Source organism: Streptomyces sp. NPDC037271 (assembly GCF_055603605.1).
In genome coordinates this window covers 36,795-51,885 of record NZ_JBVJVN010000029.1, presented here as the reverse complement: position 1 = coordinate 51,885, position 15,091 = coordinate 36,795, and the positions used below count along the sequence as shown (strand labels likewise).

Annotated in this window: 9 protein-coding genes; 6 read left to right on the top strand and 3 right to left on the bottom strand. The window is 72.3% G+C overall.

Features of this window, described 5'->3' with window-relative positions; genetic code table 11:
* The first annotated feature begins 2 nt into the window (after positions 1-2).
* The 3 genes from ACZ7G3_RS31985 (at position 3) to ACZ7G3_RS31975 (ending at position 4,314) form a co-directional block, all read left to right on the top strand.
* Entirely contained in the window at positions 3-2,261 is a 2,259-nt protein-coding gene (locus tag ACZ7G3_RS31985) for an ATP-binding cassette domain-containing protein (protein ID WP_470929848.1), read from the top strand.
* 94 nt (positions 2,262-2,355) lie between these two features.
* Positions 2,356-3,132 (top strand): dimethylargininase, encoded by a 777-nt coding sequence (gene ddaH / locus ACZ7G3_RS31980; protein WP_470929846.1) that lies wholly within the window; start codon positions 2,356-2,358, stop codon positions 3,130-3,132.
* Between the two features lie 207 nt (positions 3,133-3,339).
* Positions 3,340-4,314, top strand: a complete 975-nt coding sequence (locus ACZ7G3_RS31975) for an acyl-ACP desaturase (RefSeq protein WP_426597308.1) — start codon at positions 3,340-3,342, stop codon at positions 4,312-4,314.
* Between the two features lie 142 nt (positions 4,315-4,456).
* Here the strand turns inward: ACZ7G3_RS31975 and ACZ7G3_RS31970 are convergent, their stop codons facing one another.
* Both ACZ7G3_RS31970 and ACZ7G3_RS31965 read right to left on the bottom strand, forming a co-directional pair.
* Positions 4,457-7,816 (bottom strand): hypothetical protein, encoded by a 3,360-nt coding sequence (locus ACZ7G3_RS31970; protein WP_470929844.1) that lies wholly within the window; start codon positions 7,814-7,816, stop codon positions 4,457-4,459.
* A gap of 84 nt (positions 7,817-7,900) precedes the next feature.
* Positions 7,901-8,146, bottom strand: coding sequence for a WhiB family transcriptional regulator (locus ACZ7G3_RS31965; RefSeq protein ID WP_470929842.1), 246 nt, complete (start codon positions 8,144-8,146; stop codon positions 7,901-7,903).
* A gap of 190 nt (positions 8,147-8,336) precedes the next feature.
* On the opposite strand from ACZ7G3_RS31965, the gene ACZ7G3_RS31960 reads away from it, so the two are divergent.
* Positions 8,337-9,125, top strand: a complete 789-nt coding sequence (locus tag ACZ7G3_RS31960) for a VOC family protein (protein ID WP_470929840.1) — start codon at positions 8,337-8,339, stop codon at positions 9,123-9,125.
* A 70-nt stretch (positions 9,126-9,195) separates the two neighbouring features.
* On the opposite strand, the gene ACZ7G3_RS31955 is transcribed toward ACZ7G3_RS31960, so the two are convergent.
* A complete protein-coding gene (locus ACZ7G3_RS31955) occupies positions 9,196-10,203 on the bottom strand; it encodes a multicopper oxidase domain-containing protein (protein ID WP_470929838.1) in 1,008 nt (335 codons plus the stop codon).
* Between the two features lie 206 nt (positions 10,204-10,409).
* Here ACZ7G3_RS31955 and ACZ7G3_RS31950 point away from each other — a divergent pair, with 206 nt between their 5' ends.
* Positions 10,410-12,887: a ThuA domain-containing protein gene (locus ACZ7G3_RS31950; protein ID WP_470929836.1), complete on the top strand. Its 2,478-nt coding sequence runs from the start codon at positions 10,410-10,412 to the stop codon at positions 12,885-12,887.
* 14 nt (positions 12,888-12,901) lie between these two features.
* Positions 12,902-15,091: an OmpL47-type beta-barrel domain-containing protein gene (locus tag ACZ7G3_RS31945; RefSeq protein WP_470929834.1), complete on the top strand. Its 2,190-nt coding sequence runs from the start codon at positions 12,902-12,904 to the stop codon at positions 15,089-15,091.

The window sequence follows — 15,091 nt, the reverse complement described above, 5'->3', positions numbered from 1 at the left end:
GCATGAGCGAGTTCATCAGCATCACCGGAGCCCGGGAGAACAACCTCCAGGACGTCACGCTCCGCATTCCGAAGGGCCGGCTGACCGTGTTCACCGGCGTTTCGGGGTCGGGGAAGTCGTCGGTCGTGTTCGACACGATCGCGGTCGAGTCGCAGCGCCAGCTGAACGAGACGTACACCTGGTTCGTACGCAACCGGCTGCCCAAGTACGAGCGGCCGCGCGCGGACGCCCTGGAGGATCTCTCCCCCGCCATCGTCGTCGACCAGCGGCCGGTCGGCGGCCACTCCCGTTCCACGGTCGGCACGATGACCGACATCCACTCGGTGCTGAGGGTGCTGTTCTCCCGGCACGGCACCCCCAGCGCCGGGGCGGCGACGGCGTACTCGTTCAACGACCCGTCGGGCATGTGCCCCGGCTGCGACGGCCTGGGCCGCAAGGTGCAGCCCGACTGGGACCGCGTCCTCGACCCGGCCAGGTCCCTGGCCGGCGGGGCGGTCCGCTTCCCGCCCTTCGCGGCGGGGACCTGGCAGGGGCAGACGTACACCAACACCGGCGAACTGGACCCGGACAAGCCGGTAGGTGACTTCACGGACGCCGAGCGCGCGTTCCTGATGCGCGGACGGCCCGGCAGCAAGGTCACCGTCAACGGCACGGGCGGCACCTGGATCACGGAGTACGAGGGCCTCGCCGACCGTTTCGAGCGGCTGTACCTGAAGCGAGACCTGTCGGCGATGAGCGACAAGACCCGGGACCTGGTGCGTGAGTTCATGGTCGAGGGCAGCTGTCCCGACTGCGGCGGCGCCCGGCTCAACGCGGCGGCACTCGCGACGCGCATCGGTGGGCACTCCATCGCCGACTGTTCCCGCATGCAGATCACCGACCTCATCGCCGTACTGAAGGAGATCGACGACCCGGTGGCACGGCCGGTCGCCGGAGCCGCCGTCGCCGCGCTGGAGCGCATCGAGGCGATCGGCCTCGGCTACCTCAGCCTCGACCGGGAGACCGCCACCCTCTCCGGTGGCGAGGGACAGCGGCTGAAGACCGTGCGACACCTCGGATCCAGCCTGACCGGGATGACGTACATCTTCGACGAGCCCAGCGTCGGGCTGCACCCGCGCGACGTCGGACGCCTCGGCGACCTGCTGCTGCGGCTGCGCGACAAGGGCAACACGGTGCTGGTCGTCGAGCACGACCCGGACGTCATCGCGCTCGCGGACCACGTCGTCGACATGGGGCCGCGGGGCGGCGCGGGCGGCGGCCGGGTCGTCTTCGAGGGGACGCCGGGTCAACTGGCCGCGGCGGACACGCTCACCGGACGGTTCCTCGGACGCCGTACGAGGGTGAAGGAGGAGACGCGGACGGCGGCCGGGGAGCTGTGGGTGAAGGGCGCCGGCCGGCACAACCTGCGGGACGTGACGGTGGCCTTCCCCACCGGGGTGCTGACCGCGGTCACCGGCGTCGCCGGATCGGGCAAGAGCACGCTGATCGCGGAGCTGATCGCCGCCCACGCGGACGCGGTGGCCGTCGACCAGTCCGCGATCGGCATCTCGGCACGGTCGACCCCGGCCACGTACCTCGGGATCATGGACACGGTACGGAAGATCTTCGCGCGGGAGACGGGCGCCGAGCCCGGGCTCTTCAGCTTCAACTCGGCGGGGGCGTGCGACACCTGCGAGGGACGCGGAGTCATCCACACCGACCTCGCCTTCATGGACCCGGTGACCACCACCTGCCACGACTGCGAGGGGCGGCGCTTCCGGGAGGAGGTGCTGCGGCTGACGATCGACGGCAGCTCCATCGCCGACGTGCTGGCGATGACCGCCGACCAGGCACTGGACTTCTTCGCCGACACCGGCGTACGGCGGCGGCTGCGGGCCCTGCGCGACGTCGGCCTCACGTACCTCGCACTCGGGCAGCCGCTGTCCACGCTCTCCGGCGGAGAGAGACAGCGCATCAAGCTGGCCACCCGGCTGCACCGCACCGGCGCCGTGTACGTCCTGGACGAACCGACCACCGGACTGCACATGTCCGACGTCGAGGGGCTGCTCGCCCTGCTGGACCGGCTGGTCGGCACCGGCAACACGGTCGTGGTCGTCGAACACAACCTGGACGTGGTGGCGCACGCCGACTGGGTGATCGACCTCGGCCCGGACGGAGGCCGGGACGGCGGCCGGGTGCTCTTCGAGGGCACCCCGCGCGAACTGCTCACGGCCCGCGGGTCCAGCACGGCGGAGCATCTCAGGAGGGCCGCGGGACACTGACGGGGGTTACGTCGGCGCGGGCCCGCGCTGCATGATGGCCGACCGGCGCCGCGACACGGGCGCCGGAAGCCTGCGCCGATACGGAGACCCCCTCGTGCCCAGTAAGAAGGCCCTCGTCCGCCGCCCCGGCCCGCGACTCGCGGAAGGACTGGTGACCCACGCCGAGCGGCGGGAGGTCGACCACGGCCTCGCGGTCGAGCAGTGGGAGGCGTACACCGAGGCCCTGCGCACGCACGGCTGGGAGACGCTGGAGGTGGATCCGGCCGACGACAGTCCCGACTCCGTCTTCGTCGAGGACACGGTCGTCATGTTCCGGAACGTCGCGCTGATCACGCGGCCCGGCGCCGAGTCGCGGCGTGCGGAGACCGCCGGTGTCGAGGAGGCCGTGGCCCGGCTGGGCTGCTCGGTCAACTGGGTCTGGGAACCGGGGACCCTGGACGGCGGCGACGTCCTGAAGATCGACGACACGGTCTACGTCGGACGCGGGGGCCGCACCAACGCGGCCGGCGTCCAGCAGCTGCGGGCGGCCTTCGAACCGCTGGGCGCCCGGGTCGTCGCCGTGCCCGTGAGCAAGGTGCTGCACCTGAAGTCGGCGGTCACCGCGCTGCCGGACGGGACGGTGATCGGACACATCCCGATGCTGGACGTGCCGTCGCTGTTCCCCCGTTTCCTCCCGGTACCGGAGGAGTCGGGCGCGCACGTGGTGCTGCTCGGCGGCGGCAGGCTGCTGATGGCGGCGAGCGCCCCGAAGACGGCGGAACTGCTCGCCGGCCTCGGTCACGAGCCGGTGGTCGTGGACATCGGCGAGTTCGAGAAGCTCGAGGGCTGTGTGACGTGCCTCTCGGTCCGCCTGCGGGAGCTGTACGTCTGAGTCCTGTGGACGTCACCCGTTCGGCCGCGTGGACCTGCGTGTCCCGGCACCTTGCCGTACCCCGGTGGACGGTGGCTGATCAGGGGCCTTTACAGTGCGTTTAACCTACGGTCTCGTAACCTACGGTTTCGTAGCCTACGATCCCGTAGGTTCCCGGCACCGCTCGCCGGCGCTTTCCGCTCTGTCGCACGTCCCCTGGAGTTCTCTGTGACGATCGTCTCCCCGCACCTCGGCAATTCCGCCGAATGGACCGACGCCCGGCTGCTGTACGCGCTGGAGGAAGTGGTCGAGACCGAACTCAACCGGCATCTGAAGGTCGCCAAGGACTGGATGCCGCACGAGTACGTGCCGTGGACCGACGGCCGGAACTTCCCGGGGATCTTCGAGGACGGCGAGGCCTGGGAGAAGGGCCAGTCCAAGGTCACCGACATCGGGCGGATCGCCCTCGTGGTGAACCTCCTGACGGAGGACAACCTCCCCAGCTACCACCACGAGATCGCGAGCCTCTTCGGCCGGGACGGCGCGTGGGGCACCTGGGTGCACCGCTGGACCGCGGAGGAGGGCCGGCACGGCATCGTGATGCGCGACTACCTGCTCGCCTCGCGCGCGGTCGACCCGGACCAGCTGGAGCAGTTCCGCATGGCCCACATGAGTGAGGGCTTCGAGTCGGACAACCGTCACTCGATGCTGCACTCGGTGGCGTACGTCGCCTTCCAGGAGCTGGCCACCCGCATCTCGCACCGCAACACGGGCCACCAGTCCGGCGACCCGGTCTGCGACCGGATGCTGGCCCGCATCGCGACCGACGAGAACCTGCACATGGTCTTCTACCGCAACCTGCTCAAGGCCGCCTTCGAGATCGCGCCCGACCTGACGATGCAGGCGGTGCGGGACGTGGTCGTGAACTTCCGGATGCCCGGTCACGGCATGCCCGGCTTCGAGCGGGCCGCCGCCCAGATGGCGATCGGCGAGGTCTACAACCTGCGCATCCACCACGACGACGTGATCCAGCCCGTGCTGCGCTTCCTGAAGATCATGGAGATCGACGGCCTCGGCCCCGAGGGGCAGGCGGCCCAGGAGGAGCTGGGGCTGTACATGGACGGGCTGGACGCCGAGGCGTCCAAGTTCGACGAGAAGCTGGCCGCGCGCAAGGCGCGGATGGCGGCCCGGGCGGCGGGCTGACCGCACCCGCCTCCCCCGTACCGCTCGGCCGTGCCCGGCCCCGCCGTCACCCGTCGGCCGCTGTCTCCCATGGACCGACGGTAGGCCGCCGCCACCGACAGGCCGCCGTCTCCCGTAGACCGCCGCCGCCCGCAGGCCGCCGTCACTCGTAGGCCGTGGTCTCCTCCAGCGCCGCGTCGCGCACGTCGGGGAGCGGGTGGCGGCGCAGCGTCCGCAGCAGTTCGCGCCAGGGCGCGGGCCACTGCTCGCGGCTGCCGAGCGCGCCGGTCACGGCGACGGCCATCAGCCCCTCGGCGTGGCCGCCGTGCTCGGCCAGGGCCAGCGCCTCGACGCGCAGCGCCTCGAGGTCGCCCGGCTGCCCCCGGCGCTCCAGACGTCCGCGCAGTTCCCCGGCGACGCGCGCGGCGAGTGCCGGGCGGTCGGCTCCGGCCAGGGCGGTCACCCGGTCCAGGCGCGGCGGTACGGCGGTCAGGTCGAGGTGGGTCGCCGCCAGGACGGCGGCCTGCACGGCGTACGCCTCGTACTCCGCCAGCAGGTCGGCGGCGGCGAGGCCCGTCGGGCGGACGGCCGACTCGGAGCCGGAGAAGGTCGCCCCGAGCCGGGCGACGAGGAACTCGACGCGCCGCCGCGCCGGCCGGTCGCGCCGCGCCGTGGCATCGCTGTCGTCGTCGGACGCCGTGCCGGCGAGCGTGCGCAGCGCGTCCAGGAGCCCGGCCAGGCCGTGCGGGGCGGCCGATGCCGCGCTGATCAGGGCGTTGGCCGCGGAGTGCCAGCTTCCCCTCTTCGCGAGGTCCGTGACGGCTCCGGCCAGCACCGCGGGCGCCTCGGCCGACCAGGGGGTCCAGCGGGCCAGCGCCTCGTAGGCGAGGGCCGCGGTGCCGGGGTCGTCGGTGGCGGCGACCCCGCGGACCAGGCGGGCGTAGCGCGCGCGGTACTCCTCGGGCAGGTCCAGCGGCGCCGTCCGCAGCACCGCGGCCCGCAGGACCGGCGCACCGGCGGCCGCGTCGCGCAGCAGTTCCCAGACCTCGTCGCGCGCGAGCAGGCCGCCGGCGAAGGCGACACAGGCGGCGCGTACGTCGGGGTGGGTGCCCGGCCGGGTGTAGACCTCGCTGATCAGGGCAGCCGCGTCCGGGACGGGAAGCCGGGCCGCGGCGAGCCGGACCGCCTCCTTACGGCTGGTCACCTTGGCGTCCGGCGATCGCAGTACGTCCCCCAGGTGGGCGGCGAGGCGCGACGGGCGCACCTGCCGGGACACCTGGGTGACCGCGTACACGGCGACGCGGGCCCGGTCGCCGCCGGCGTGCGCCAGCAGCTCGGGCAGCGCCTCGGCGGCCCGGTCGGTGCGGGCCAGGCCGGCGAGCGCGGCCTCCGAGAGGACGACGTCCGCGGACCCGGTCCAGCGGCGCAGGAGGCCGGCGCCCCCGTCGGACACGGCGGCGGCCAGGGTGAGGGCACGCGCGCGGTGGTGCAGCGGCAGCCCGGAGTCGGCGACCGCCTCGGCGCACCGGCGGAGCAGGGCGTCCCGCTGGCGCGGCACCCACCGGCGCACGTCGTACGCGGACACCGGCAGGGACCAGGGGGTGCCCTTGGTCAGGAAACGGCCGTGGGGCGGGGTGCCGGCGAGCAGCGGGTCGAGGAGGTCGGTGCGGCGCCGGACGACCACGTCGCGGACCGGCGGCAGGGCGGCCGCCGACGGTTCGTGGGCGAGGACGCGGGCCGCTCGCTCGTCGCGGGTGGCGGGCGGTTCGAGCCACAGACCGACCGCGGTGCGCGCGGTCGTGTCATCGCCGTACCGCACGGCCCGCCAGAGCATGTCCTGCAGTTCGGCCATGCCGGCGGCCCGGGGGCCCACCGCGCGGGCGAACGCGAGGACGAGGCCGTAGTCCGCCCTCTCGGCGCCCGCCTCGATCCACGGCCTCAGGGCCTCGTACACCCGGTGCTCCTGGCCGCGCCGCAAGGTGCGGTCGAGACGGCCGAGGTCGGCGCCGCCGGTGGTGCCGGATATCCGTACGAGGGTGCGCAGCGCCCAGTTCACCAACGCGGGTGTTCCGTCCGCCGCGTGCTCGCGCAGCACGCCGAGGGCGAGTGAGCCGAGCAGTTGCCGGGTTACGGGCGAGGAGTCGCGGGCCTCGACGGCGTCGGTGGCGATGCGGTCCAGATGGTCGGCCGCCTCCTGGGTGAACAGCGTGGCCCGGAGGGCGCCCGCGGCCCGCAGCGCGGCGGCCCGTACGGGGTCCTGTTCGTTGCGCAGCCGCGCCATGTCCCTCAGGACGGCGGTGACGGCGTCCGGGTCGCCGGAGCGGGCGGCGTTGCGGATCAGCAGCGGCCAGGCCGTGGCGCGGTCCTCGGCGTCCGGGCGCCCGGTGGCGGCCAGCAGCCGGTCGCGCACCTCGGCGACGGGCAGGAAGGACTCGGCGCTGAGGACCGTGTTCTCGGTGGCGCCGGCCGCACGCGCGCGTGCGGCCGTCTCCCGGGCCTGCTGCGCTGCGTGGTGGCGCGGCAGCACCTGCAGCAGCATCTCGTCGATACCGACCGCACCGGGGCCCCGTCCCTCGCGGACGGCCGTGTACAGGGCGGGGCGCCGGGCGGGCGGGAGCGCCTTCAGCAGCCACGGGAGACCGCCGTAGGGCAGCAGGGTGCGGCCGTAGGCGACGAGTTCGGGCGAGTCGGTCCGGGTCAGCCGGTGCAGCACGGTTCGCCCGAGCCGGTGGACGGTCACGACGGGGGCCCAGGCGGGCGTGGGCAGGAGTCTCAGTACCAGCCGCGGGTCCACGGCGGCGAACGCGGGGAGGTGGCCGCGCAGTTCGTGCGGCAGGCGGCTCGGACCGTGCCGTTCCAGCAGCCGCAGCACCCACGCGGGTTCGGCGGGCGCGAGGGTGGCCATCGCGTGTGCGTACCGGTGCCACCAGTTGTCGCGCAGGGCCTCGGGCAGCGCGGTCAGCTCCTCCTCCAGCACGCCGAGCAGTGCGGCGCGGTGCCGCTTGGCGAGGGGCGCCCACCCGCGGACGGCGTGGAGCAGGCCGGGCAGCAGCCGGGCGACCGTCGGCGCGGTGCAGCCGGGCAGCAGACGGGCCGCCTCGGCGTCGCCCCGGTCACGGCGGAGGCCTTCGACCAGCCGGTCGGCGAGGCCGCGGCGTCCGTCGGACACGACGGCGCGCAGCAGGTCGCGGCGTGCCGCCTCGGGCGCGTCGGCGAGCGCCGCCTCGAAGGCGGTGTCCGGCACGCCCAGGCTGCCGGCGACACGCAGGGCATGACCGCGCACGTACGGGTCGGCGTCGGCGATCCGGTCCGCGATCCACTCGGTGTCGCCGGCGGCGGACGCGGCGACGACGGCGAGCCCGCGCCCGTAGGCACCGTGCCGTTCGAGTTCGGTCAGTACGGGGCGCAGTGCGTCCGACTCCCTCGCGCGCAGGACGAGTTCCCGCATCCGCCGCGGATGGGCGAGCGGATCGAGGAGGTGCAGCAGGCTCTCGGCCTCGTGCTGAGCGGCGGTTCGCGACATGGGGGGATTCTGCCTGCCGGGGCGGGCGCGGCCCAGCGAATTAGCGGCGCGGGCGGTGCGGCACGCTCTGCGGAAGGGCCTGGCTCAGCGCGGGACGCGCCGCAGTGACAGCCGTTCCTTCTCCGACAGCCCGCCCCAGACGCCGAAGCGCTCGTCGTTGCTCAGCGCGTACTCCAGGCAGGCCGAACGGATCGGGCACAGGGCGCAGATCCGCTTGGCGTCCCGTACGGAGCTGCCGGGCTCCGGGAAGAAGAAGTCTCCCCCGGTCTGTGCGCACAACGCCTCCTCCTGCCAGGCGAGGTCGGGCGTCGCGATCGTCTCGATGTGCATGCCCGAGAGCGTGCCGGGCCGCGAAAAACGTTCGATCAACGCCGGATCAACGCCCGGCGGCCGGGCCCCGGGCCGACCCGATGGTCCCCCGCCTCCCGGATGGGCGCACGGCGGCGCGCGGAAGCGGTCGTCAGTGGTGGGTGGAAGACTCGGCAGTGCAGGCAGCGGGACCCTTCCGAGGAGGGCGAGGATGCTCACCACCCGTTTCGTCACCGGCGCCCCGAACTGGATCGCCGTCGGCACGTCCGACATCGACGGCGCCACTTCCTTCTACGGCGGCCTCTTCGGCTGGCGGTTCCGGCCGGCGGGGGGCGGAGCCGGGGGTTACGGCTTCTTCGAGCTGGACGGCCGGATCGTGGCCGGCGGTATGCCGGCCACGCCGGGGCAGCGCCCACCGTCCTGGACGGTGTACTTCCAGACCCCGGACGCGGAGGCCGCCGCCGAGGCCTCCGCGCAGGCCCGGGGCGGTGTGCTCGTGCGGCCGGCGGACGTGCTGGGCCAGGGCACCACGGCGATCCTCGCCGACCGGGCCGGGGTGCCGTTCGGCGTCCGGCAGCCGGAGCGGACGGGCGGCCTGACCGTGGCCGGCGAGACCGGTGCGCTGTGCTGGGTCGAGCTGTACACGGCGGACGTGGCGGCCGCCGCCGCGTACTACGACGCGGTGCTGGGGCTGGAGACCTCCGCCGTGCCCTTCCCCGGGGCCGGGACGTACACGTGTGTGAACCCGTCCGGGGAGGGCGAGGAGAGCATGTTCGGCGGCGTCGTCCCGCTCGCCGACGACCCGGTGGAGACGGATGCCCACTGGCTGCCGTACTTCGCGGTCGACGACACGGACGCCGCGGTCGCCCGGACCCGGGAGCTGGGCGGCACGGTGCGGTTGCCCGCGACGGACATCGAGGGCGCCGGGCGCCTGGCCCGGCTCGCCGACCCGTACGGCGCCCGGTTCGCGGTGCTCAGGCCGATGCCCCGAAAGGCGTAGGGGGCCCGGTCCGGCCGGAGGAACGCGGCACCGAGTGGGGCCTGTTCGACGCCGGCCGGCCCGCGTCGCCTCAGTGCTCGTGCGCGGGAGCCTCCCCGGTCGCGGTCTCCTGCCCGTGCCCGTGCCCGTGCGGGTCGTACCCGGGAATGGTGCCGTCCGGCTTCTTCACCAGGAACAGGCCCACCATCCCCATGTCGGAGTGGCTCTGCACGTGGCAGTGGTACATCCACGCCCCGGCGCCCACCCCCTCCCCCGCGATGATCTGGAAGCCGAAGGAGTCCGCCGGCCCGGTGATCTTGTTGTCGATGACCCGGCTCGGGTCGTCGGGGCCGGTGAGCATGCCGGTGCGGTTGTCGGCCCAGCGGTGACCGTGCATGTGGAAGGTGTGGTAGTACTCGCCGTGCGTGATCATCACGATCTCGACCCGGTCGCCCACGGTGGCCTCGAAGTCCGGCCCGGTGTGGGGATCACGGTTGTTGATGAGCATGTCGTTGAAGACGATGGTGTGCGTCGCGTCCGGCAGTACGTCGCCCTTGCGTCGGACGATCACCGGGCCGTACAGGCCCTTGCGGATGCCGCCCGTGCCGTGCTCGGTGCCGACGACGTGGTCGTGGTAGTGCCAGTAGCCCGCGCTGCCGGCCCGCCAGGTGCCGTCCGCGCGGCGGCCGGGCTTGTGGGTGCGCCAGGTGTAGGTGCGGGTGCCGCCGGGCTCGACGTCGCTCTTGTTCATCGCCGTGCCGTCGCTGGAGATCTCGTAGTCCAGGCCGTGGACGTGCAGGCTGGCCCGGACGTCCATCGTGTTCGTGAACTCGATGTGCAGGGTGTCGCCCTCGTTGAGCTCGATGAGCGGGCCGGGGACGGATGCCTTGCCCTTTTCGAGGCCGTAGCCCATCTGACCGTCGGGCAGCTTCTCGGCGTACATCTTGATATGTCTCACCTCGCCCCCGGCCGGTGCCGTCCGCACCGGTGCCGCCTTCGCCTGGTGGGCCGCGCCCGCGACCTCCGGAGCGATGGACAACGATGTCGCGACGGCCGCGCCGCCCAGCAGCACCCGCCGGTTGAAACCGCGTCTGTCCATGCCGAACTCCCCCACTGGTATGGAATGTGCGCAGACGTAGCCATGACTGTTCGTGATGATGCGTGTTGAACCTGGGACGGTATCCGCTGCACCCGCGTTTATCCACACTCAGGACAAAGTTCGTTCAATGCCGGTCATACCTATTGGCGAACCACGCAAAGAGGTCTAACTTCCTTGGCGCTGCTGCCGTGACCGAGGAGGTGCCCATGCACTTACGAGGGTTGAGCGCGAGAAGAAAGGGCTGGGCGGCGTTCGCGACCGCCGGTTTCGTCGCCGCGGGACTGCTGGCGGGCCCCGCCGCCAGCGCGCGTCCGGCGCCGGACCCGTCTCTGACAACGATGTCGATCAAGTCGCCGCCGGGCGGCGCCAACGTACGGGTGCTGATCTTCTACGGATCCGCCGCGGCCGGGGACGAGTCACCGGTCGTGAACGCCGGGATCGCGGCCATCGAGCGGATCGGGCTGTCCGGCCCGGCGAAGGAGCGCTTCACGGTCGAGGCCACGGACAACGCCTCGGTCTTCACCAACGAGAAGAGGCTCGGCCGTTTCAACGCGGTCGTGTTCCTGACCGGCGGCGGTGACGTCCTCGATCCGGCGCAGGAAGCGGGCCTGGAGGCCTACATGGAGGCCGGCGGCGGTTTCGTCGGCATCCACGACGCGGCCCGCGCGGAACCGTACTCGGACTGGTTCACCGGCCTGGTCGGGGCCCGCCCCGCCGCGTCCAGCCCCACCAAGGTCCAGCGGGCCACCGTCGAGGTCGGTGACCGGCGCCATCCGGCCACCAAGGACCTGCCGACACAGTGGAAGCGGCCCGACCAGTGGATGAACTGGGTGGAGAACCCGTCCGGCGACGTGCACACCGTGGCCCGGGTGCGCGAGTCGACGTACCAGCCCGGGGCGAGCGCCAACGGCTGGGACCACCCGGTCAGCTGGTGCCGGGACTACGACGGCGGCCGGTCCTTCTACACCGGCATGGGCGGCACGGTGTCGTCGTACGACGAGACCGACTTCCGCGCCCATCTGCGCGGCGCCCTGATGTGGACGACCCGGCTGGCGCAGGCCGACTGCAAGGCCACCATCGACGGCAACTACAAGGCCGAACGGCTCACCGACCCCAACCAGCCCGGCCAGAACGACCAGATCGGCGAGCCGCACGGCCTGGTCACCGCCCCCGACGGCCGCGTGTTCTACATCGGCCGCGGCGGCGCGGACTCCTCCCGGCCCGTGGTGACCGACTGGAACGACCCGGACATCGGCAAGGGCAAGGGCGAGATCCACGTCTGGGATCCCAAGACCGACAAGGTCACACTCGCGGGTGAGCTGACCGTCTTCGGCAACAAGGGCGGCGGCGAGGAGCTGATCAAGGTCGAGGAGGGACTGCTCGGCATCGAGCTGGACCCGGGGTTCGAGGAGAACGGCTGGGTGTACCTGCACTACACGCCGCACTCCGAGATCAACCGCGACACGCACATGGCCGAGCGGCGGGTCTCCCGCTTCACACTCGACCGGGCGACCGACAAGCTGGACCTGGGCAGCGAGAAGGTGCTGCTGAAGTGGCCGGTGCAGATCCACAGCTGCTGCCACGCGGGCGGTGGGATGGCCTGGGACTCCAAGGGCAACCTGTACATCGCCACCGGGGACAACAACTCCAGCGGCTTCAGCGGCGGTTACTCGGGCAACAACCCCGAGCCCAACTTCAAGGGCGTGTCCTTCGCCGACGCGCGCCGCACCGCCGGCAACACCAACAACCTCAACGGCAAGATCCTGCGCATCCACCCCGAGCCGGACGGGACCTACACGCTCCCCGAGGGCAACCTCTTCACCGGCAAGGAGACCGCCGAGGGCGGCGGCAAGACGCGCGGCGAGATCTACGTGATGGGCGTACGCAACCCGGCACGGATCTCCGTCGACAAGAAGACCGACACCCTCTACGCGGGCTGGGTCGGCCCGGACGCCGGCTCTCCGTCGCCGACGTGGGGTCCGGCGAAGTACGACACGTTCGCCGCGATCACCGAGGCGGGCAACCGCGGGTGGCCGTACTGCATGGGCAACAAGCAGCCGTACCGGGACCGGAACCTGCCGGACCCGTCGAAGCCGCTGGGCTGGTACGACTGCGACGCCCCGAAGAACGAGTCGCCGAACAACGACGGCCTGGTCAACCTGCCGCCGGTGACCGGCAACAACATCTGGTACTCGCCGCAGGGCGGCGGCCCCGACTTCCCGCGCGACGAGAACGGCATCCCGTCGTACGAGCAGGACGAGGCCACCTACAAGCTGCCCTGGCTCAAGGGCGGCGGCCAGGCCGCGATGAACGGCCCGGTCTACCGCTACGACGCCGACAGCACCAGCGAGACCAAGTGGCCCGCGTACTGGGACGGCAAGTGGTTCGTCGGTGACTTCTACGACTCCGACCAGCCGCGCAACGCGGTGCTGATGGACCCGAAGACACAGGGCGACGGCGGTCTGCCGGTGCACGCGGAGTCGCTGAAGAAGATCGTGCCGGTCGGCAACGACGGCATCAGGAACCTGATGGGCTGGAAGTTCGGCCCGGACGGCGCGCTGTACGTCCTCGACTACGGCCGCGGATTCTTCACCTCGGACTCCAAGTCGGCCCTGTGGCGGGTCACCTACGAGGGCGGCGGCCCGACGCCGGCCGCCGGACAGCTGGCGAGGGGGACCGAGTGATACGCCGACGAAGAATGTGGGCCGCTCTGCTGGCCGGCCTGCTGATGGTGCTCGGGCTGCAGGCGACGTCCGCCTCCGGGCAGCCCGGAGCGGAGGCCGGGACAGCCGCCGCCGACCAGGTCCTCACCTGGACCGCCGGCGACGACATCACCAAGTACACGTCCGCGCCCGAGACGGCGGTGGCCGGTCCGGCCACGATCGTCTTCGAGAACAGCGAGGCGACCGGCAACACCACCGGCATGCCGCACACGCTGACGTTCATGACCAGCGACCCGGAGTACAACAACGACGTCCAGCTGAACATCCTGGCCAACCCGGGCGACGACCAGGACGGCAGGCACACCGCCGAGGTCACCCTCTCCCCCGGCCGTTACCTCTACTACTGCACGCTCCCCGGCCACGCGGAGATGAGGGGCGTGCTCGTGGTGACCGAGGGCGGCGGGGGCGAGGACACGACGGCGCCCGTCACGTCGGCGGACGTGAGCGGCACCCAGAACGCCGACGGCCACTACGTCGGTGCCGCGAGCGTGACGATCGGCGCCACCGACGAGGGCGGCTCGGGCGTCGAGCGGATCGAGTACGCGATCGGCGCCGACGGTGCCTGGCAGCCGTACACCACGCCCGTCGTCGTCGACCAGGTCGGCGAGCACACGGTGCGCTACCGGGCGTTCGACAAGGCGGGCAACGCCGCCGCCGAGAAGAGTGTCACGTTCACCGTGGCCCCCGCGCCGACGGACGACACGACCGCGCCGGAGACCTCGGCGACGGTCAGCGGTGAGAAGAACCCGGACGGTGCCTACATCGACATGGCGACGGTGACCGTCACCGCCTCCGACACCGGTTCCGGGGTCAACACCATCGAGTACGCGGTCGGTGACGGCGCCTGGCAGCCGTACACCGCCCCCGTGATGGTGCACCAGGTCGGCGAGCACACCGTGCGCTACCGCGCCACCGACAAGGCGGGCAACGCCGCGGCGGAGAAGAGCGTCGCCTTCACCGTCGCCGCCGCTCCCCCGCAGGACACCACCGCGCCGGTGACCGGCGCGACCGTGAAGGGCAGCAAGAACTCCGACGGCGCGTACGTCGGCAGCGCCGAGGTGACCGTCAGCGCCACCGACGAGGGCGGCTCCGGGGTGGCCGGCATCGAGTACTCCCTCGACGCCGGGCCCTACCTGGCGTACACCGAGCCGGTGGTCGTCGACCGGGTGGGCCGGCACACCGTGGCCTACCGGGCGACCGACCAGGCGGGCAACACGTCCGAGCCGCTGACCGTGAGCTTCACGGTGGTGTCGGGCCAGGTGCCGCCGCCGCCCTGCCCGGAGTACGACGAACGGCTCACGGTGATCGTCGGCACGGTCGACACGGGCGTTCCGAACCGGGTCACCGACAACCGGTGCCGGATCAACGAGCTGATCGAGGACGAGAAGGACTGGTCGTCGCAGCAGCTGTTCCTCAAGCACGTCCGCGAGGTCATGGACGCGCTGCTGGACGAGGGCGTCGTCGACCGGCGGGAGTACCGGGCGATCAACAAGGCCGCCCGCCAGTCGAAGATCGGCGTGCCCGGCCAGACCGAGGGCTACCGCGCGATCCTGGACGGCTCCCAGGAGTCCTTCGGCAAGTGGCAGCAGGTGGGCGGCGGCTCGTTCGCGCTGAACGAGGACGGCTCGATCACCTCCAGCACGAGCACACCGGGCATGGGCATGCTGTGGTTCCCGGAGCGCAAGTACGGGGACTTCTCGCTGAAGCTCCAGTGGCGGGACGACGCGCCCGGCACGGCCAACACCAACGGCGGCGTCTTCGTGCGCTTCCCGCAGGTCCACGACCACCCGGAGGAGTCCCGGCCGGAGTGGGTCGCCATCAAGTACGGGCACGAGGTGCAGGTGTTCGACAGCCCGACCGGCGACATGTACAAGTCGGGGTCGGTCTACGGCTTCGACCGGGTGGGCCTGGCCGGCGCCGGGGTGACGGAGAAGGGCACCTGGAACGACTACGAGATCCGCGTGGTCGACCAGCACTACTCCATCTACCGCAACGGCGTGCTGATCAACGAGTTCGACAACACCGGCGGCCAGGACTTCTACCCGGCGCGCTCGGACGACCCGGGCACGGACGGGCGGCGGTACGCCTCCGGCTACATCGGGCTCCAGGTCCACGGCACCACGGACGTGGTCTCGTACCGGGACGTGAGGATCAAGGAGTTGTAG

What these genes read in the sequence shown, in the direction of transcription:
- ACZ7G3_RS31985 (WP_470929848.1), top strand. Translation starts at nt 3, where the DNA reads ATGAGCGAGTTCATCAGCATCACCGGAGCCCGGGAGAACAACCTCCAG.
- ACZ7G3_RS31955 (WP_470929838.1), bottom strand. Translation starts at nt 10,203, where the DNA reads ATGGACAGACGCGGTTTCAACCGGCGGGTGCTGCTGGGCGGCGCGGCC.
- ACZ7G3_RS31960 (WP_470929840.1), top strand. Translation starts at nt 8,337, where the DNA reads ATGCTCACCACCCGTTTCGTCACCGGCGCCCCGAACTGGATCGCCGTC.
- ACZ7G3_RS31945 (WP_470929834.1), top strand. Translation starts at nt 12,902, where the DNA reads ATGTGGGCCGCTCTGCTGGCCGGCCTGCTGATGGTGCTCGGGCTGCAG.
- ACZ7G3_RS31965 (WP_470929842.1), bottom strand. Translation starts at nt 8,146, where the DNA reads ATGCACATCGAGACGATCGCGACGCCCGACCTCGCCTGGCAGGAGGAG.
- ACZ7G3_RS31950 (WP_470929836.1), top strand. Translation starts at nt 10,410, where the DNA reads ATGCACTTACGAGGGTTGAGCGCGAGAAGAAAGGGCTGGGCGGCGTTC.
- ACZ7G3_RS31970 (WP_470929844.1), bottom strand. Translation starts at nt 7,816, where the DNA reads ATGTCGCGAACCGCCGCTCAGCACGAGGCCGAGAGCCTGCTGCACCTC.